This is a genomic window from Paraburkholderia sp. SARCC-3016, from assembly GCF_031119615.1.
GTDB lineage: Bacteria > Pseudomonadota > Gammaproteobacteria > Burkholderiales > Burkholderiaceae > Paraburkholderia.
Window position 1 is genome coordinate 88,107 of sequence record NZ_JAVHZD010000007.1, and the last position, 18,336, is coordinate 106,442.

The 18,336-nt window shown below is 64.2% G+C and carries 19 protein-coding genes; 9 read left to right on the top strand and 10 right to left on the bottom strand.

Annotated features, from left to right (window positions below; translation table 11 throughout):
* Positions 1–49: 49 nt before the first annotated feature.
* From QYH69_RS09195 to QYH69_RS09235, 9 genes are all read left to right on the top strand, one after another.
* Positions 50–982 (top strand): RNA polymerase sigma factor, encoded by a 933-nt coding sequence (locus QYH69_RS09195; RefSeq protein WP_308831570.1) that lies wholly within the window; start codon positions 50–52, stop codon positions 980–982.
* A complete protein-coding gene (locus QYH69_RS09200) occupies positions 972–1,958 on the top strand; it encodes a zf-HC2 domain-containing protein (RefSeq protein WP_308831571.1) in 987 nt (328 codons plus the stop codon). Before QYH69_RS09195 ends, QYH69_RS09200 begins: the two co-directional genes overlap by 11 nt.
* Before the next feature lie 350 nt (positions 1,959–2,308).
* On the top strand, positions 2,309–2,683 hold the full coding sequence (gene rpsF / locus QYH69_RS09205) for a 30S ribosomal protein S6 (RefSeq protein WP_075157351.1): 375 nt from the start codon (positions 2,309–2,311) through the stop codon (positions 2,681–2,683).
* Between the two features lie 51 nt (positions 2,684–2,734).
* A complete protein-coding gene (gene priB / locus QYH69_RS09210; RefSeq protein WP_308831572.1) occupies positions 2,735–3,034 on the top strand; it encodes a primosomal replication protein N in 300 nt (99 codons plus the stop codon).
* 2 nt (positions 3,035–3,036) lie between these two features.
* Positions 3,037–3,312: a 30S ribosomal protein S18 gene (rpsR, locus tag QYH69_RS09215; protein WP_075157349.1), complete on the top strand. Its 276-nt coding sequence runs from the start codon at positions 3,037–3,039 to the stop codon at positions 3,310–3,312.
* A 28-nt stretch (positions 3,313–3,340) separates the two neighbouring features.
* On the top strand, positions 3,341–3,793 hold the full coding sequence (gene rplI, locus QYH69_RS09220; RefSeq protein WP_308831573.1) for a 50S ribosomal protein L9: 453 nt from the start codon (positions 3,341–3,343) through the stop codon (positions 3,791–3,793).
* 156 nt (positions 3,794–3,949) lie between these two features.
* Entirely contained in the window at positions 3,950–5,338 is a 1,389-nt protein-coding gene (locus QYH69_RS09225) for a replicative DNA helicase (RefSeq protein ID WP_075157347.1), read from the top strand.
* 214 nt (positions 5,339–5,552) lie between these two features.
* Complete coding sequence (locus QYH69_RS09230; protein WP_308831574.1) at positions 5,553–6,179, top strand: DUF47 domain-containing protein; 627 nt, start codon at positions 5,553–5,555, stop codon at positions 6,177–6,179.
* Positions 6,179–7,189, top strand: coding sequence for an anion permease (locus QYH69_RS09235; protein WP_308831575.1), 1,011 nt, complete (start codon positions 6,179–6,181; stop codon positions 7,187–7,189). Before QYH69_RS09230 ends, QYH69_RS09235 begins: the two co-directional genes overlap by 1 nt.
* A gap of 9 nt (positions 7,190–7,198) precedes the next feature.
* On the opposite strand, the gene QYH69_RS09240 is transcribed toward QYH69_RS09235, so the two are convergent.
* The 10 genes from QYH69_RS09240 to QYH69_RS09285 all read right to left on the bottom strand — a co-directional run bounded on the left by QYH69_RS09240 (position 7,199) and on the right by QYH69_RS09285 (position 18,336).
* Entirely contained in the window at positions 7,199–8,005 is an 807-nt protein-coding gene (locus tag QYH69_RS09240; RefSeq protein ID WP_308831576.1) for an SDR family NAD(P)-dependent oxidoreductase, read from the bottom strand.
* Positions 8,006–8,138: 133 nt separating this feature from the next.
* Positions 8,139–9,353, bottom strand: a complete 1,215-nt coding sequence (locus tag QYH69_RS09245; protein ID WP_308831577.1) for an NlpC/P60 family protein — start codon at positions 9,351–9,353, stop codon at positions 8,139–8,141.
* A gap of 205 nt (positions 9,354–9,558) precedes the next feature.
* On the bottom strand, positions 9,559–11,430 hold the full coding sequence (locus tag QYH69_RS09250) for a PhoH family protein (RefSeq protein ID WP_308831578.1): 1,872 nt from the start codon (positions 11,428–11,430) through the stop codon (positions 9,559–9,561).
* Positions 11,431–11,875: 445 nt separating this feature from the next.
* Complete coding sequence (locus tag QYH69_RS09255) at positions 11,876–12,337, bottom strand: peroxiredoxin (protein WP_308831579.1); 462 nt, start codon at positions 12,335–12,337, stop codon at positions 11,876–11,878.
* A gap of 224 nt (positions 12,338–12,561) precedes the next feature.
* On the bottom strand, positions 12,562–13,458 hold the full coding sequence (locus tag QYH69_RS09260; RefSeq protein ID WP_308831580.1) for a polysaccharide deacetylase family protein: 897 nt from the start codon (positions 13,456–13,458) through the stop codon (positions 12,562–12,564).
* Between the two features lie 44 nt (positions 13,459–13,502).
* Positions 13,503–14,546, bottom strand: a complete 1,044-nt coding sequence (locus QYH69_RS09265; protein WP_308831581.1) for a bifunctional UDP-4-keto-pentose/UDP-xylose synthase — start codon at positions 14,544–14,546, stop codon at positions 13,503–13,505.
* Positions 14,546–15,541, bottom strand: coding sequence for a formyltransferase (locus tag QYH69_RS09270; protein WP_308831582.1), 996 nt, complete (start codon positions 15,539–15,541; stop codon positions 14,546–14,548). The genes QYH69_RS09265 and QYH69_RS09270 overlap by 1 nt, the downstream gene beginning before the upstream one ends.
* Complete coding sequence (locus QYH69_RS09275) at positions 15,538–16,581, bottom strand: glycosyltransferase (protein WP_308831583.1); 1,044 nt, start codon at positions 16,579–16,581, stop codon at positions 15,538–15,540. The genes QYH69_RS09270 and QYH69_RS09275 overlap by 4 nt, the downstream gene beginning before the upstream one ends.
* A 48-nt stretch (positions 16,582–16,629) precedes the next feature.
* Positions 16,630–17,781 (bottom strand): DegT/DnrJ/EryC1/StrS aminotransferase family protein, encoded by a 1,152-nt coding sequence (locus tag QYH69_RS09280; RefSeq protein WP_308831584.1) that lies wholly within the window; start codon positions 17,779–17,781, stop codon positions 16,630–16,632.
* A 183-nt stretch (positions 17,782–17,964) separates the two neighbouring features.
* A complete protein-coding gene (locus QYH69_RS09285) occupies positions 17,965–18,336 on the bottom strand; it encodes an SMR family transporter (RefSeq protein WP_308831585.1) in 372 nt (123 codons plus the stop codon).

The following is an 18,336-nucleotide window of genomic DNA, read 5'->3' on the forward strand; positions in this document are numbered from 1 at the left end:
AAACTCGTCGCGTAGCCGGTACAGCAGCCGTAACGATCGGAGGGCTCCGGTGACCGAAACCGACAGTGATGCCGCACAGCGCAGCGCCCGCTTCCAGCAGATGGCGCTGCCGCATCTCGATGCGGCCTTTAACCTCGCACGCTGGTTGTGCGGCAATCCGAACGATGCGGAAGACATCGTGCAGGACGCCTACGTCCGCGCGTTCCGATACTTCGATATGTTCCACGGCGAGAACGCGCGGCCGTGGCTGCTCACGATCGTGCGGCGCACGTGGTACAGCGAATGGCAGAAGCGCGAGATGTCGCGCCATTCGGTCGAATTCGACGAAAACCTCGACGACTCGACCTTCGAAGGCTGGAGCGATTCGAACGCCGACCCCGAGACGCTGATGATCCGCGACCAGGACACGCGGCTCGTGCATGCGGCGCTCGAACAGTTGCCCACCGAGTATCGCGAGGTGATGGTGCTGCGCGAACTCGAGGAACTCAGTTATCGCGAGATCGCGACGATCGCCGACCTGCCGGTCGGCACGGTGATGTCGCGGCTTGCGCGCGGGCGAAGGCGGCTGGCGGCAGCGCTCGCGTCGATGCACGCGCGCCCGGGGAACCCGGGCGGCGGGTCGGCGCCGTCGCGCGCGGCCGCCGGCGGCAGCGGGGTGTCGTCCGCGGCGGGTTCCGGCGCGCGCAGCGCGCGCGACAAGCGGTGCGCAGCGAGCTTCGCCGGCGCGGCTGCGGCCATGCCGGCACCGAACGCCGCGTCGATGCAGCCAGCCGGCGCTATTCCAGCGCTGCCCGCGACGGCCGATCGGACCTACCGGACCAATTGGACCAATTGGACCGGCGCACGTACGCCGGGCGCGTCGACTTCCGCCAACTTGCAGGACCGGATGCCCGGCAAGACCGGCGAACCGCCGGCAGGCAGCCCCGGCAATCGCGGTGCGATGCCGGGCGGCATCGTAGAGGAGAGCCCAGATGGACTGTAACGACGCACGCCCGCTCATCGACGCGAACGTCGACCGGGAACTCTCGCCGCCCGATGCGCATGCGCTGCAGCAGCACATCGACGGGTGCGCTGCCTGCCAGCGCGAAACCGACGCGATCCGCGCGCTGAGCGCCGCGGTGCGCAACGCGGCCCAATATCATCGCGCGCCGCAGGCACTGCGTGCGCGCATCATCGGGGCGCTGCCGGCGACGCAAGTCGCACAGCCGCGCGACGAGACCAGCCGAGCCGCCGCAGAGCGGAATATTGGCGAACCACGGCGTGGCGACGCGCCGGAAAGAGCGCGCGATGCGGCGTCGGACCCGGCTCGCGCCGGCCAGCGCAACACGCCCGCGAGAAACCGCTGGCTCGATTTTCTGCGCGGCGCGCGGCCGGCAAGCAATCCTGCGCGCGGCGGCCCGTCGGACCCGGCGCCGCTCGCGCAGCCTTTCGGCGCGGCCGCGTGGCGCGGCGGGGCGATTGCGTTCACGGTATGCGCGGCCGCCGCGCTCGGCGTGCTTTACACGCAGCAGCGTGCGGCCGCGCCGTCGGGGCTCGTCGACGAACTCGTGTCGAGCCATGTGCGCGCGCAGATTTCGGGGCGCGATATCGACGTGATTTCGTCGGACCAGCACACGGTGAAGCCGTGGTTCAACGGACGCATCGACTATGCGCCGCCGGTCGTCGACCTCGCGTCGAGCGGCTTTCCGCTGGTGGGCGGACGGCTCGACTACGTCGGCCATCGGCGCGTGGCGGTGCTGACCTACACGCATCGCAAGCACGTGATCGACGTCTATGTGTTTCCGGACACCGATCCGGCGGGCGGCAAGCCGGGGCCGTCGCTGTCGAGCGACGGCTACTCGGTGGCGCGCTGGCGCGACGCGGGCATGATGTGGTGGGCGGTCACCGATGCGTCGCCGGAATCGCTGACGCAGCTCGAGGCGGCGCTGCGGGCGCGGCTGCAGCTCGGCGGCGGGTGATCGACGGCTGATCGACGGCTGATCGACGGCTGATCGACGGCTGATCGGGCGATGCCGGCGCTGGAAAATCGGGCGGCGCACGCGAGCAAACACAGAACGGATACGGGGGAAGCAGCGCAAAACCGCGCCGGACGTTGGTCCGGCGCGGCGAGGAGATAGCTTGGCAGACTGGGACCCGGCCGCGCCGGCATACGATAAATCGTTGAAATTCAAAGCATAATTACGCCCTGCAAGCATAGATTCCAGCTTGCATTCGAGCCCCATTCAGGTTAGACTTTCGGGCTTCTCACTTGCCGCACCGGTTCGACGCCCGGGCGGCTTTATATCCAAAAGCGACACAAGGAGTGTGTATGCGTCATTATGAAATCGTCTTTATCGTGCACCCCGATCAGAGCGAGCAAGTGCCCGCCATGATCGAGCGGTACAAGTCCACGATCACGTCGCACGGCGGCCAGATCCACCGCATCGAAGACTGGGGCCGTCGCCAGCTGGCCTACATGATCGAGAAACTCGCGAAGGCTCACTACGTCTGCATGAACATCGAGTGCGACCAGGCCACGCTGGAAGAGCTCGAGCACGCATTCAAGTTCAACGACGCCGTGCTGCGCCACCTGATCGTCAAGATGAAGAAGGCCGAAACCGGCCCGTCGCCGATGATGAAGGAAGTGCAGCGCGAAGAAGCCAAGAAGGCGGCTGCTACGCAACCGTCCGAAGCGCAGGCTTAAGACTCTTTATTTAAGCCATCAGAGTCACGCAACGCCGTCAATCATGAATCAATGAACCGGCTGCAACTCACAGCCAGCGTCGTCGAACGCGAACCGGTGCGATACACGCCCGCCGGCGTTCCGATTGCAGGCTGCACGTTGCAGCACCGCACCGAAGTCGTCGAAGCGGGCATCGCCCGGGTGGTTGAACTGACGATGCCGGCGGTAGCGGCCGGTGAGGCGAGCGGCAGGCTGGAACGCTGTGCGATGGGCGTCGAAACGCTCTTCACAGGCTTCCTGGCCAGGAAAAGCCGCAATGCGAGAACTCTGGTGTTTCACATCACAGATTTGCAGGACATAGGAAAGGACTGAACATGCCCCGCCCGACTGGTAAGAAATTCGACAAGCGTCGCCAGCAACAAAACCCGCTCTTCAAGCGCAAGAAGTTCTGCCGCTTCACGGCTGCCGGCGTCGAACAGATCGACTACAAAGATATCGAAACGCTGAAAGACTTCATCGGCGAAAACGGCAAGATCACGCCGGCGCGTCTCACGGGTACGAAGTCGCACTATCAACGCCAGCTGGACACGGCCATCAAGCGCGCGCGTTTTCTCGCGCTGATGCCGTACACCGACCAGCACAAGGCCTAAACCCGACGGCGCCATAAGGAGCATTTGAATGCAGATCATTCTTCTCGAAAAAGTCGTCAACCTGGGCAACCTCGGCGATATCGTCAAGGTGAAGGACGGCTACGCACGTAACTTCCTGATCCCGAACAAGCAGGCGCGCCGCGCAACGAAAGATGCGATCGCCGAATTCGAAGTCCGCCGCGCGGAACTCGAAAAAGTCGCCGCTGAAAAGCTGGCAGCCGCTCAGGCACAAGGCGAAAAGCTGAACGGCCTGACGGTTCAGATCGGCCAGAAGGCGGGCGTCGATGGCCGTCTGTTCGGTTCGGTGACGAACGCGGACATCGCCAATGCGTTGTCGAAGCAAGGCTTCGCGGTCGAAAAGGCGCAAGTGCGCATGCCGGAAGGCCCGCTCAAGATGGTCGGCGACCATCCGGTGCAGGTTTCGCTGCACACTGACGTTCTCGTCGACGTGACGGTGTCGGTGCTGGGCGAGCACGTGTAAGCGGCAACCGGCGCTGAGCCGGATCGCAAGAAAAAGTCGCCGGGCATCAGTGAGGCGCGAGGGCAGGGGCCGGGAAACCGGCCCCTGCTTTTTTATCGCCGCGTCGCGCACCGGCGGTCTTTGCTGACACGGCTAATTGCCCGATAATCCCACCCCATGAACGCACCGCCGAAAGACCCCCAACTCGAGTCGCTGAAAGTTCCGCCGCATTCGATCGAGGCCGAGCAATCGGTGCTTGGCGGTTTGCTGCTCGACAACGCCGCGTGGGACCGCATCGCGGACTTCCTGTCGCAAGGCGACTTCTACCGGTACGACCACCGCATCATCTACGAACACATCGGCCGGCTGATCGCGGCAACGCGGCCGGCCGACGTCGTGACGGTGTTCGAGGCGTTGACCACGTCGGGCAAGGCCGAGGACGTCGGCGGTCTCGCGTACCTGAACGCACTCGCGCAGAACACGCCTAGCGCGGCGAATATCCGCCGCTATGCGGAAATCGTGCGCGACCGCGCGGTGCTGCGCCGGCTCGTATCGGTGGCCGACGAAATTTCCGCGGACGCGTTCAATCCGCAGGGCAAGGAAGTGCGCCAACTGCTCGACGAAGCGGAATCGAAGGTGTTTTCGATCGCCGAAGACGGCGCGCGCGGCACGCAGGGCTTCCTCGAAATCGGTCCGCTGCTCACACAGGTCGTCGAGCGGATCGACACGCTTTATCACACGGCGAACCCGAGCGACGTGACGGGCACGCCGACAGGCTTCGTCGATCTCGACCGGATGACGTCGGGCATGCATGGCGGCGAGTTGATCATCGTGGCGGGAAGACCGTCGATGGGGAAGACCGCACTGTCGATGAACATCGGCGAATACGTCGCGGTCGAGTACGGCCTGCCGGTTGCGGTGTTCTCGATGGAAATGCCGGGCACGCAACTGACGATGCGTATGCTCGGTTCGGTCGGCCGCCTCGATCAGCATCGGATGCGCACCGGGCGTCTCACCGACGAAGATTGGCCGAAGCTCACGCACGCGGTGCAGAAAATGAGCGAAGCACAGGTCTTTATCGACGAGACCGGTGGCCTGAACCCGATGGAATTGCGCTCGCGCGCGCGGCGACTGGCGCGGCAATGCGGCAAGCTCGGTCTCATCATCGTCGACTATTTGCAGCTGATGAGCGGATCGTCGGCGGGCGAAAACCGCGCGACGGAAATCTCCGAAATCTCGCGTTCGCTGAAAAGCCTTGCCAAAGAACTCGACGTACCGGTGATCGCGCTGTCGCAGCTCAATCGCGGCCTCGAGCAACGTCCGAACAAGCGACCCGTCATGTCGGATTTGCGCGAATCGGGCGCCATCGAGCAGGACGCCGACGTGATCCTGTTTATCTATCGCGACGAGGTTTATAACCCGGACAGCCCGGACAAGGGCACTGCCGAGGTCATTATCGGCAAGCAGCGTAATGGGCCGATCGGCACCGTTCGGCTCACGTTCCTCGGGCAGTACACGAAGTTCGACAATTTTGCAGGCGCGCAGGCGTTCTACGGCAGCGAGTAGGGGCAACGCGCGGAAACAGTGGAGCGAAGGCGGGGCGGAACGCGGCCGCGACCGACGACGATGCGACCGAACGTCCGGAAGTCGCATGGATGCCACGGAGAATGCTCCAAAGTCAGTGTCTCGGTGTGCGACGAACGGTACAATATGTCGGATTTATGACAGACGCACCGTCGTTTCTACATCGGCGGACTGACAGCTCTCCTTCAGGTACCCCATGTTCGGTCGCTTCATGCCCACCGAGGGCAAATTCTTCGAAATCTTCAACGCGCATGCGAAGCACATCGTCTCGGCGAGCCATGAGCTCGAACTGCTGATCGATAATCTCGCCGACGCGGAAATCCATAAGCAGAACGTCCAGTCCGCCGAGAAAGCCGCCGATAAGCTCACGCACGAAACGATCGATCTGCTGCACAAAACCTTCATCACGCCGCTCGACCGCGACGAAATCCACAAACTGATCAGCACGATGGACGACATCCTCGATTTGATGGAGGACGTCGCCACTGCCATTTCGTTGTACGACGTACGAGCCGTCACTTCGGAGGCGAGCCAGCTTGCGCATATCTGCACGTCGACATGCGAGCGCGTGCAGGCGGCGGTCGGCATGCTGTCCGATATGAAGCAGGCGCGCGCGATCCTGAAGGCCTGCGAAGACATCGACCGTCTCGAGTCCGAAGCGGACCGTGTGCTGCGCGCCGCGATGTCGAAGCTGTTCCGCGAAGAAGACGACGTCAAAACACTGATCAAGCTGAAAGCAATCTACGAGTTGCTCGAGTCCGTCACCGACAAATGCGAGGATGTTGCGAACATCATCGAAGGCATCGTGCTGGAAAACGCCTGATGCATTCGATACATCTCGCCATCTGGGGCGTCGCGACGCTCGTAGCGGTCGCGCTCGTGTTCGACTTCATGAACGGCTTCCACGACGCGGCGAACTCGATCGCCACGGTCGTTTCGACCGGCGTGCTGAAGCCGCAACAGGCGGTCGCGTTTGCAGCGCTGTTCAACGTCATCGCGTATTTCATCTTTCACCTGAAGGTCGCGCAGACGGTCGGCAGAGGCACGATCGATCCAGGCATCGTCGACCATTACGTCGTGTTCGGCGCGCTCGTCGGCGCGATCGGCTGGAATATCGTGACGTGGCACTACGGCATCCCGTCGAGTTCGTCGCATGCGCTGATCGGCGGGCTGGTCGGCGCGGCGCTGGCGAAATCGGGGTGGGGCGCGCTGAATATCGACGGTCTGCTGAAAACCATCGCGTTTATTTTCATCTCGCCGCTACTCGGCTTCGTGCTCGGGTCGTTCTTCATGCTGAGCGTGTCGTGGCTGTACTTCCGCACGCCGCCGAGCAAGGTGGACCGGCGCTTCCGGCGGCTGCAACTGCTGTCGGCGGGTCTGTACAGCCTCGGGCACGGCGGCAACGATGCGCAGAAGACCATCGGCATCATCTGGATGCTGCTGATCGCAACCGGCTATGCGTCGGCGAGCGCCGATGCACCGCCGCTCTGGGTGATCGGCGGCTGCTATCTGTCGATGGGGCTCGGCACGCTGTTCGGCGGCTGGCGCATCGTGCGCACGATGGGGCAGAAGATCACGAAGCTGAAGCCGGTCGGCGGTTTTTGCGCAGAAACCGGTGGTGCGCTGACGCTCTTTCTCGCGTCGTGGCTCGGCATTCCGGTGTCGACGACTCACACGATTACCGGCGCGATCGTCGGCGTCGGCGCGACGCAGAAGCTGTCCGCCGTGCGCTGGGGCGTCGCGGGCAATATCGTATGGGCGTGGATTCTGACGATCCCGGCGTCCGCGATACTCGCGGGCGCCGGATGGTGGTTCGGGCATCGGTTCCTGTAACCGCGGCGCTCAGATCAGCGGCGTGCTGACACCGTCCATCGGAATCAGCGCGCCGGTCACATAACTCGCGCGGCGGCTTGCGAGGAAGAGCGCGACGTCGGCGATTTCTTCAGGCTTCGCAAAACGCCCGAGCGGCACTTTCGCTTCGCCGCGCGCCCGCGCTTCGGCGATATCGACGCCTTGCTGCTGCGCCTCGAGCGCGAGTGCTTCCTCGACACGCTCGGTCAGCGTCGCGCCCGGGTTGATCGCGTTGATGCGGATTCCATAGCGGGCGTGATAGTGCGCGAGGCCCACGGTCGCCAGCATCAGCGCCGCGTTCGCGGCGCCGCCGGCAATATGGATGTCCGTCGCGTATTTGCCGCCCATCCCGATGATATTGACGATCGTGCCCGGCTCGGCTGCCTCGCCGGATTTCACGCGCGCGACCATGCGTCGCAGCACTTCCTGCTGCGGGTAGATGTATGGGAAATATTTCGCATCCATCGTGGCCTTGAACGCGTCGGCGTCGAGCGTTTCCGGGTCATAGCGGCGCGCGGCACCCGCGCTGTTGACCAGCACGTCGATCTCGCCGAGCGCCTGCGTCGCTTCTTCGACGACATCGGCGGCGCTGTGCGGATCGTGCAAATCTGCGCGCGCGAGGTGAATCTGCAAGCCTTCGTTTTTCAACTGCTCGCGCGCACGCGCGAGATTGGCCGGATCGCGTGACACGATCGCGACTTTTGCGCCTTCCACCGCAAACGCGCGCGCACACGCGAGGCCGATTCCTTTGCTGCCGCCCGTAATCAGGACGACCTTGCCTTTGAGTCCGAGATCCATCGTGACACCCGCTTTATCTGAAAATATCGGACACGATAGCAGACGCGATTGCGGTGCGCGCGGCGGCGTGCATGTTTCGGGGCCCGGCCTCGAAGTAATGCGAGTGGCGCGCTGACAGGGGGCTTTCGAGCGATCAATAGCTGCTGTTTGCGAAGCCGGCAATCGGGTCGTCGTTGGTCTGTGTCGAAGCCGGGACGCCGCGCGAGTCGGTCGACGCACGCATAATCTGCACGCTGCCGCCCGGGGCCGGCCGTTGCCATTCGGCTGCTTGCGGCGTTCGCTGCGCGGCCTGCGCCTGGCGTGCCGCGGCGACCGCGGACGAGGGCGGGGGCTCGTAAGCATCGGCGGCCGCGTCGATCGCGTCGGGCGCGCGCGCGCTGGCCGTGACCGGCTGTGTCGGCGCGCGTGCGGATTCCGGTGCCGGCGTAACGGCCGGCGACACGGCGCCTGCCGCGCGTGCCTGCGATTGCGCGGCGCTCATCGCGGAGGGCGGTGGTTCGAACGCATCGGCGGATCCGGCAGCGGGCGCAACGGCAGCGGTTGTCGCGGTTGTCGCGCTTCCCGGCGCACGCGCGGTTGCTACGCGGCTGTCGCGCTGCGCGGTGAGCGGCGTCTGTTCGGCCGCTGCACTTTGCGGCGCCGCGTCTAGGGCGCCGGCCGATGCGCCGCCCGGCGCGGCGAGCGCGATTCCGGCGCTCTCGCTCACAGCCCCATTAGCCTTCGGCGCCGCGGCCTCGTAAGTCGGCTCGTCGAACGGCGTCGGCTTCGGCGGCGCGAGCGGCGGCGCAACGCGCCGGATGCCGTCGAAGTGTTTCGCCCAGTACGGATTGGTCAGGTAGTCGAGCCGTACCGTGCCGCCTGTCGACGGCGCGTTGACGAAGCGCAGCTTGCCGACGTAGATGCCGACGTGCGAATGTGGCCGCCCGGTCGTGTTGAAGAAAACGAGGTCGCCCGCCGCGATCTCGTCGGGGGCGATCGACGCGCCGCGCGAACTCATGTCGGCGGTCGTGCGCGGCAGATTTACCGAGGCCGCGCGCTGGACCACATAGTGGACGAGTCCGCTGCAGTCGAAGCCGGCATCGGGCGTATTGCCGCCCCACCGGTACGGCACGCCGACGAGACTCATCGCCTGAATCGAGATTTCCTCGCGTCCGACGCTGTGATCGACGAACTGCGGGAAGCCGGGCGGCGTGCGGTAAGCGCCGGCCGTCGAAGATGCGCCTCCCGCACCGCCGCGGACGGTCCGCTGCGGCGCACTGGAGCAGGCGGCGAGCAGCACGGCCAGCAGCAGCGTCAGGAGCCTCAGGAGGGGCGTGAGCCCCGGAGCAATCGAACCGGCACGGCGCATGAATGGCGAGGCGAGCGCCAAGCTCGCCCGGAAACGGACGATGCTCGATGGTAGCCCGTCCAGCTTGGCCTGAGCAAGAAAACTTGATAAATTACTTGAGGTTTACGCGCTAACTGTTGCTTTTGAGCTTTGGCCGTAAAAATGCCGCTTCCAGCCTGGGCCGGAAGCGGCATTCGCCATGCTTCGACTGGAACCGCTCGACCGCCTACAGAATCTCCGACGCGTAATCGGCCAATCTCGAGCGCTCGCCGCGCGCGAGCGTCACATGTCCGCTGTGCGCCCAACCCTTGAACCGGTCGACGACATACGTCAGTCCCGAGCTGCCTTCGGTCAGATAAGGGGTATCGATCTGCGCGATATTCCCGAGGCAGATGATTTTCGTACCGGGACCTGCACGCGTGACCAGCGTTTTCATCTGCTTCGGCGTCAGGTTCTGCGCCTCGTCGATGATCAGATACTTGTCGACGAAGGTTCGCCCGCGCATGAAGTTCATGCTCTTGATCTTGAGGCGCGAGCGGATCAGCTCCTGCGTCGCCGCGCGGCCCCATTCGCCGGCCGCATCGTCGGTTTTTTGCAGCACTTCGAGGTTGTCGTCGAATGCGCCCATCCACGGCTGCATTTTTTCCTCTTCGGTGCCCGGCAGAAAGCCGATGTCCTCGCCGACCGGCACGGTCGCGCGCGTCACGATGATTTCGTTGTAGCGCTTGTCGTCGAGCACCTGTGCAAGACCCGCCGCGAGCGCGACGAGCGTCTTGCCGGTTCCGGCCTGGCCGAGCAGCGTGACAAAGTCGATTTCCGGATTCATGAGCAGATTCAGCGCGAAGTTCTGCTCGCGGTTGCGCGCCGTGATGCCCCACACATTGTTCTTGTGGTGGCCGTAATCGCGCAGCGTCTGCAGCAGCGCCGTCTTGCCGTTGATCTCGCGCACGATCGCATGGAACGTCGGCTCGCCGTTCTGCGGCTCGAGATAGACGAACTCGTTGACGAGCATCGACGCGCACAGCGGGCCGGTCACGCGGTAGTACGTGGTGCCCGTCTTCGTGTCCTGCCAGCTTTCCATGCCTTTCGCGTGGCGCGTCCAGAAGTCCTGCGGCAGCGCACGGATCCCGCTGTAGAGCAGGTCCTTGTCTTCGAGAACCTGGTCGTTGAAATAGTCTTCCGCGGGCAGGCCGAGCGCGTGCGCCTTGATCCGCATGTTGATGTCTTTCGATACCAGCACGACCTGGCGATCCTGCCGGTCGCGCTGCAGCGCGCGCACGACGCCGAGAATCTGGTTGTCGGCCTTGCCTTGCGGCAGGCCTTCGACCGGCTCGATATCGGTCAGCTTCGTCTGGAAATACAGATGCCCAAGCGCTTCGCGGCTACCCAGACGCGCGAGCGGAATGCCTTCGCTCATCGCACCCGCGTTCGCGACGAGCGCATCGAGCGTGCGGCTCACCTGGCGTGCATTGCGCGCAACTTCCGACATGCCTTTCTTGTGGTTGTCGAGTTCTTCGAGCGTCATCATCGGCAGATAGACATCGTGCTCCTCGAAGCGGAACAGGCTGGTCGGATCGTGCATCAGCACGTTCGTGTCGAGCACGAAAAGCTTGCGGATTTCGACCGTCGCGCCCTTCGTGTCGCGCTTCTTCGTACCGCCGCGCGGCGTGGACGCAGTCTCCGCCACGTCGGTGTCGGCGCCGGCAGGCGCCTTGCCGCGGCGCGCGACTACGGGCGTCGCGAAACCGGCTTCGTCTTCCGTCGAGGGCGCGGGCGGCATCGGTTGCAGCAATGCTGCCGTCTGCTTCGTCTTGCGGCCGCGGGCCGAGCTGCCGGGGCCGGCCAGTTCGGGCGGCACGGCGGGCGCGTCGATGCCGGCGAGCGTCGCGGCCGCAACGGGCACCGGCCGCAGCGTGGTGGCCGCATTCGCCGCATCCGTCATCGGAACCGCGACATTCGCGCGCCCGTATTCGGGCGACTCTGCTTGCTCCCCTTCATGCCCCTGTTTTCGAGCAGGCCGTGCCGGATGGGCTTTGGCCTTGTATTCGTCAGGCGGCAACAGATTACCGAGTTTGCTGGGCGGAGTAGGCAAAGGCATGGTTTTCCTCGAATGGAATCGGGGGCATAGACCGGTTGCGTCGGCTGGCGATGAGCGGCGATAACCTGCGCAATGATCTGTGCAACATATCGTGTGCGCCGGCTGCCGCATCCTGAACGTGCCGGTGTTGCGCACGCAGTTTGCGCCGGCAGGCGCGCTTCGTTTAGTGATGCCGGTTCCGCGGTTTTTCGATCGGCTCCTTGACGAGGGCGCGCAGTGTTGCAACGGACGCAACGAAGCCGCGCGCAATTAAAAAAGCCGCCGCCCCGGTGAACGGGGCAAGCGGCTCGACTTGGGGCGTTGCGTTACGCCTCATAAGCCCTGCGGCTCTCACGTCGCTTCTGCTTGCGTTGTTGTCAAGCGTGTGACGAACGTGATGACGGCGTGCGCAACAGCGCAAAATATAGGGTGGACAGGCAATCATTGCGGCCCAATATAACGCGCCTCACAGCGCTTGTACAGCCTCCAGAATCTCATCGACGTGGCCCGGCACTTTCACGCCACGCCACTCGAGACGCAGCACGCCGTTCCCGTCGATGACGAACGTCGAGCGTTCGATCCCACGTACTTCCTTGCCATACATTTTCTTCAGTTTCATGACGCCGAACAGCGTGCAGAGCGTCTCGTCCGGGTCCGATACCAGCGTAAACGGCAGTTCCAGCTTCGACTTGAAATTTTCGTGCGAACGCACGCTGTCGCGCGAGACGCCGACGATGTCGGCGCCCGCCTTCCTGAACTTCGGATAGAGGTCGCGGAACTGCAGACCTTCGGTCGTGCAGCCTGGCGTGTTGTCCTTCGGATAAAAATACAGCACCACCTTCTTGCCCCGAAGAGTGGATAGCGTGAAATCGCCGCCGGTTGCAGCGGCGGTGAAGTCGGGAACGGGCTGATCGACTGCGATGGGCACGAGTTTCTCCGATTGTTATGGCCGGTGCGGATCATGTGCCGGTTCTGGCATGCACGCTCGCGCCGGCTCGAGCTTGGCGAGACCGAGGGGCTTGAAATGACCGATGTGGATCGACGCGGACCATTCGGACCATGGTGGCCGCGAATGACCGTCGCGATCGCGTGTCGCTGATGCGCGTCCCTGATGGGTGTTCCCAGTGAGCCTCACAAACGAGCGTCGTCGCGTCAGTCGGGCTGGACGATCAGTTCGCCCGAGCGGCCCGGAATTTCGCCCCACGCGACAGGGTACGATGGCAGCGTGTCACGGTCTAGCGCGGCGTGATAATCGCCCATCGTCGCAAACGTGTGGCCCTGTGCGCGCCAGCCTTCGAGCAGTTGCTCGAACACCGGCGCGAGCTTTTGTCCTTCGAGTTCGGCGTGCAGCGTGAACACCTGGTCGTGCGGATTGCCGGCGGTCAGTTTCAGCATCCACGCGGCGACATTGGTTTCGTCGATGCCGTCGACGCCGAGCACTTCATCGAGCGTCGGCAAGGTAGTGGGCATCTGCACGTGCGCGAGCGTCTTGCCGTCGACCACAGGGAAGTACGGCGTATGGCCGCGTCCGTCGGACGCGTAGCGCATGCCCCACCGGTCGATCTGCTCGAACGCATGGGCGTTCATCTGCCAGCCGGCCGCGCCGTGCGTCGCGGGCGGCATGCCGAAAATGTCGATGAAACGCGCATGGCTTTTTTCCATCTGCGCGGCGGTCCAGCCGCGCTCGCGCGTGCGCACGTTGTCTTGCCAGTACACGTGGTCCCACGTGTGAATGCCGCATTCGAAGCCGGCCTCATGAATCGCGCGCATCTCGGCGGCGGCGCGCACGCCGATGTCGGGCCCCGGCAGCAGCACGCCGTACATCAGCTGACGGATGCCGTAATGCTCGACCACCGACGTGCGCGATACCTTCTTCAGGAACCCCGGCCGCAGCACGCGGCGCATCGCCCAGCCCGTGTGGTCGGGACCGAGGCTGAACAGGAACGTCGCGCGCGCCTTGAAGCGATCGAAAATGCGCGCGAGGTTGGGCACGCCTTCGCGGGTGCCGCGCAGCGTGTCGACGTCGATCTTGAGAACGATGCGAGCCAAGGAATCAGGCCTTCTTCTGCGAACGAGCGGAGCCGGTCGGACGCTTACTCGACGAGCGCGCGCGCGTCGGCCACGTGGCCGCGGTACGCTTCGAAGATCTTGCGCAGCGCTTCGTCGAACGTCGACTTCGGCGCCCAGCCGAGTTCCTGCATCGTGTTGTCGATCTTCGGCACGCGGTTCTGCACGTCCTGATAGCCGGCGCCGTAGTACGCGCCCGACGAGGTCTCGACGAGCTGCACCTTCTTCGCGTTGTCCGCGTACTCGGGGAACTCGGCCGCGAGCGCGAGCATCTTGTGCGCGAGTTCGCGCACCGAGTAGTTGTTCTTCGGGTTGCCGATGTTGTAGATCTTGCCCGACGCAATGCGGTTGTCGTTCGCGATGATCTTCATCAGCGCGCCGATGCCGTCGTCGATATCGGTAAACGCACGCTTTTGCGCGCCGCCGTCGACGAGGCTGATATTCTCGCCGCGCACGATATGGCCGAGGAACTGCGTCACGACGCGCGAGCTGCCTTCCTTCGGCGTATAGATCGAGTCGAGCCCCGGGCCGATCCAGTTGAACGGACGGAACAGCGTGAAGTTCAAACCCTCCTGCATGCCGTAACCCCAGATCACGCGGTCCATCAACTGCTTCGAGCACGCGTAGATCCAGCGCGGCTTGTTGATCGGGCCGTAGGTGAGGGCGGACGCGTCCGGATCGAATTCGTCGTCGGCGCACATGCCGTACACCTCGGACGTCGACGGAAACACGAGGTGCTTGCGGTACTTCACCGCCGAACGCACGATCGGCAGGTTCGCCTCGAAGTCGAGCTCGAACACGCGCAGCGGCTGCTGCACGTAAGTGGCCGGCGTGGCGATCGCGACGAGCGGCAGGATCACGTCGCACTTCTTCACGTGATACTCGACCCATTCCTTGTTGATCGTGATGTCGCCTTCGAAGAAATGCATGCGCTCGTGCTTGACGAGGTCGCCGAGGCGTTCCGTTTGCATGTCCATCCCGAACACTTCCCAGTCGGTCGTTTCGAGAATGCGCTTGGACAGGTGATGGCCGATAAAGCCGTTCACGCCCAGAATCAGGACTTTTTTCATCAGTTACGGGAAGGTTGGGTGAGCCGGGTGAATTCGGCGGGCGTTATGGGTATGACTGCCGGTACGACTGCGGGCATGACCGCGGGCACCGCAGCGGATGTGACCTCGTCCGTGGCGGTGTCGCCGCGGCGCTCGTGCCAAAGTTCGTGAATCGCGATCGCGCGGCCGTCGCCGCATGTCGCAAAAAAGACATTATCGCTTACGTGGATGCCCGGCGGCAAATTTGCGGGTCCGGTGCCGGGCGCCATCAGACGCGCGCGCGCAACGATAAAGCGGTGATCGCCGAGGTCGGTGAAAGCGCCTGGATACGGCGGCGCAACCGCGCGGATCAGGTTGTAGACGCGTTGCGCGGGCTGCGTCCAGTCGATGCGGCCGTCTTCGGGCTTGCGGCCGCCGAAGTAGCTGCCCTGCGCGAGATCGTTCGGCAGATGCGGCGCTTCGCCTGCGAGCAGTGCCGGCAGTACGCGCCACAGCGTTTGCTCGGCGGCGACGGTTACCTTGTCGAATACTTGCGCGGCCGTGTCGTCGGGCAGAATCGGCACGGGCGTCTGCGCGACGATCGCGCCGGCATCGGGCTTCGCGGCCATTTCGTGCAACGTCGCGCCGGTTTCGCTTTCGCCGTTCAGCACTGCCCAGTTCGTCGGCACGCGGCCGCGGTATTTCGGCAGCAGCGAGCCATGCATGTTGTACGCGCCGCGCCCGGCGATCGCGAGCAGATCGAGCGGCAGCATGTGCCGGTAATAGAACGAGAAGATAAAGTCGGGCTGTGCCGCGCTGACCGTCGCGCGCAGTTCGGCGTTTCGCGGATCCGCCGGCGTCACGCACGCGATGCCGTGCTCGGCTGCGACCTGCGCGACGCTGCCGAACCAGATGTTCTCGTTCGGATTGTCTTCGTGCGTGACGACCAGCGCGACATCGACGCCGCGCGCCAGCAGCACTTGCAGGCAGCGCACGCCGACGTTGTGATACGCGAACACGACGGCGCGCGGCTTCATGGGTTTTGCCCCTGATCGACGATGTGCGCGGGCTGTACCGCCGGCACGACCGATTGGCGCGGCGTGCCCGCGACCGCTTCGCCGTTGCGTTGCTCGAGGATGGTTTGCACGAGATAACGCGGTCGCGCACGTACCTGCTGATAGATGCGGCCGATATATTCGCCGAGCAGCCCGAGCGCGAAGATGATCACGCCGAGCAGGAAGAACGTGATGGCGAACAGCGTGAACACGCCTTGCACTTCCGCGCCGATGATAAAGCGGCGAATCAGCAGCAGCATGAAGAGGCCCGCCGAGCCCATCGACAGAATCACGCCGATAAACGACAGCCATTGCAGCGGCACGACCGAGAAGCCGGTGACGAGGTCGAAGTTCAGGCGAATCAGGCTGTATAGCGAATACTTCGATTCGCCGGCAAAACGCTCTTCGTGCGCGACTTCGATTTCGACGGGATTCTGCGAAAACGTGTACGCCAGCGCCGGAATAAACGTGTTGATCTCGCCGCAACGGTTGATCGTATCGATGATGTGCCGGCTGTACGCGCGCAGCATGCAACCCTGATCGGTCATCTTGATGCGCGTGATGCGCTCGCGCAGCCGGTTCATCACCTGCGACGCCTTGCGGCGCCACAGGCTGTCGCGGCGCTGCATGCGGATCGTGCCGACATAGTCGAAGCCCTCGCGCATCTTCGCAACGAGCTTGCCGATTTCCTCGGGCGGGTTCTGCAGGTCCGCGTCGAGCGTGATGACGATATCGCCGCGCGACTGCTCGAAGCCCGCGAGAATCGCCATATGCTGGCCGTAGTTGCCGTTGAGCAGGATCACGCGCGTCGTGTCGGGGCGCGCGCGAAACTGCTCGGCGAGCAGCGCCGCCGATCTGTCGCGGCTGCCGTCGTTGATGAAGATCGCTTCGTAGTCCGTGCCGAGCGCGTCGAGCGCCGGATAGAGGCGCGCAAAAAGTGCGTGCAGCCCGGCTTCCTCGTTATAGACCGGGATGATGATCGACACTTCGGGTCGTCCCCGGCGCTGTTCCGTTTGGCTCATGTCCGCTTGTATTCCGCGTGGTGTGTCCGTGGTTTGCCTGATGTCCGTTCAGCGTCCGTGCTGCTCGCAGATTTCGTCGACTGCGCGGCAGACGCGCGCGACGTCGCGTTCGTTCATCTGCGTGAAGAGCGGCAGCGTGACCGTCGTCGCGCCGAAGCGCTCGGCATGGGGGAACATGCCTTCCCTGAAGCCGCGCGCACGATACAGCGAAAACAGATGGATCGCCGGATAGTGCACGCCTGAACCGATGCCGCGTTCCTTCAGCGCGCCCATGAAGCCCGCACGATCGACGGACAGCTTCTCGAGCGGTAGCGTGATCTGAAACATGTGCCAGTTGCTGTTTTCGAAGTCGGCAACCGGCAGGCCGATGCCGAGCTTCACGGCGGTGCCGTCCGCAAAGCCGTTGAAGTAGGCGCGCGCGAGTTTTCTGCGCTGCGCGGTGAAGCCCTCGAGGCGCGGCAACTGGCCGAGACCGACGCGCGCGGCGACGTCGGTCAGGTTGTACTTGCCGCCGAGCACGTCGCAGTCCATGCCGTCGAAGCCCGTGCGCGTAATGCCTTGCAGACGGTACTTCTGTGCGAGCACGGCTTCCGCCTCGTCGTTGAGCACGAGCGCGCCGCCCTCGATCGATGTCAGATTCTTGTTCGCGTGGAAGCTGAACGAGACGATGTCGCCGAGCTTGCCGATGCGCTCGCCGTTCCAGGTCGAACCGAACGCCTGCGCGGCGTCTTCGATCACGCGCAACTTGTGCTCGCGCGCGATCGCATAGAGCCGGTCCATATCGACGGGCAGGCCCGCGAGGTAGACGGGAATGATCGCCTTCGTGCGCGGCGTGATCGCCTGCTCGACGAGGTTCAGATCGATGTTGCGCGTGCGCGCATCGATATCGACGAAGACCGGTGTCGCGCCCGTTTCGAGAATCACATTGGCCGTCGCGACCCACGACGCGGGCGTCGTGATCACCTCGTCGCCGGGGCCGACGCCGGCGATCCGCAAGCCGACCTCGAGCGTTGCCGTGCCTGAGTTGAACGTGCGCACCGGGCGGCCGCCGCAGAATTCCGACAACGCCGCTTCGAATGCCTGGTTCTGCGGCCCGGTCGTGATCCAGCCGGAGCGAAGCACGTCGGCGACGCCGCGGATCGTTTCTTCGTCGATATCCGGGCGGACGAACGGCAAAAACGGGACGGATGACTGGGTCATGAGAACCTTGAGCGATAAGGAAGACGGCGCGATGCCGACAGCATAAAGAATACTTTCAACCGCGTGACGCAAAGCTTAAGCCATGGCGAGCGGCGCGCAGAGGCGCACGGCCTTTCGCGCCGATGTGCGCGGCGCCGGCCGCCTGGCGCTGAAGCGCCTGCCGTACTGCGTCGCACCGGCTTGCTAGCTGCGCGCCAGCACGAACACGCCGACCAGAATGATGCCGATCCCGACGAGGCGCTGGACCGACAGCACTTCGCCGAACAGGTACCACGCGGCGACGGCGTTCAGCACGTAGCCGAGCGAGAGCATCGGATAGGCGATCGAAACATCGACGCGCGACAGCCCGACGATCCACACGGCGACGCTCACCACATAGCAGCACAAGCCGCCGATGATCGGCCATTGCGTCGCCAGCCTGAAGCCGATGGGCAGGATGTTCGCACGGGTGAATTCGAAGTGTCCAACGGCATTCGTGCCGGCCTTGAGCAGCAGTTGCGCGCACGCGTTCAGCGTGACGCCCGCGAGAATGCAAAAGAGGGAGATCGGGTTCAT

Bases quoted from the DNA above. Each gene is read 5' to 3' on its own strand.
- QYH69_RS09200 (WP_308831571.1), top strand. From the start codon at position 972: ATGGACTGTAACGACGCACGCCCGCTCATCGACGCGAACGTCGACCGG.
- rpsF (WP_075157351.1), top strand. From the start codon at position 2,309: ATGCGTCATTATGAAATCGTCTTTATCGTGCACCCCGATCAGAGCGAG.
- priB (WP_308831572.1), top strand. From the start codon at position 2,735: ATGAACCGGCTGCAACTCACAGCCAGCGTCGTCGAACGCGAACCGGTG.
- rpsR (WP_075157349.1), top strand. From the start codon at position 3,037: ATGCCCCGCCCGACTGGTAAGAAATTCGACAAGCGTCGCCAGCAACAA.
- rplI (WP_308831573.1), top strand. From the start codon at position 3,341: ATGCAGATCATTCTTCTCGAAAAAGTCGTCAACCTGGGCAACCTCGGC.
- QYH69_RS09225 (WP_075157347.1), top strand. From the start codon at position 3,950: ATGAACGCACCGCCGAAAGACCCCCAACTCGAGTCGCTGAAAGTTCCG.
- QYH69_RS09230 (WP_308831574.1), top strand. From the start codon at position 5,553: ATGTTCGGTCGCTTCATGCCCACCGAGGGCAAATTCTTCGAAATCTTC.
- QYH69_RS09235 (WP_308831575.1), top strand. From the start codon at position 6,179: ATGCATTCGATACATCTCGCCATCTGGGGCGTCGCGACGCTCGTAGCG.
- QYH69_RS09240 (WP_308831576.1), bottom strand. From the start codon at position 8,005: ATGGATCTCGGACTCAAAGGCAAGGTCGTCCTGATTACGGGCGGCAGC.
- QYH69_RS09245 (WP_308831577.1), bottom strand. From the start codon at position 9,353: ATGCGCCGTGCCGGTTCGATTGCTCCGGGGCTCACGCCCCTCCTGAGG.
- QYH69_RS09250 (WP_308831578.1), bottom strand. From the start codon at position 11,430: ATGCCTTTGCCTACTCCGCCCAGCAAACTCGGTAATCTGTTGCCGCCT.
- QYH69_RS09265 (WP_308831581.1), bottom strand. From the start codon at position 14,546: ATGAAAAAAGTCCTGATTCTGGGCGTGAACGGCTTTATCGGCCATCAC.
- QYH69_RS09270 (WP_308831582.1), bottom strand. From the start codon at position 15,541: ATGAAGCCGCGCGCCGTCGTGTTCGCGTATCACAACGTCGGCGTGCGC.
- QYH69_RS09275 (WP_308831583.1), bottom strand. From the start codon at position 16,581: ATGAGCCAAACGGAACAGCGCCGGGGACGACCCGAAGTGTCGATCATC.
- QYH69_RS09280 (WP_308831584.1), bottom strand. From the start codon at position 17,781: ATGACCCAGTCATCCGTCCCGTTTTTGCCGTTCGTCCGCCCGGATATC.
- QYH69_RS09285 (WP_308831585.1), bottom strand. From the start codon at position 18,336: ATGAACCCGATCTCCCTCTTTTGCATTCTCGCGGGCGTCACGCTGAAC.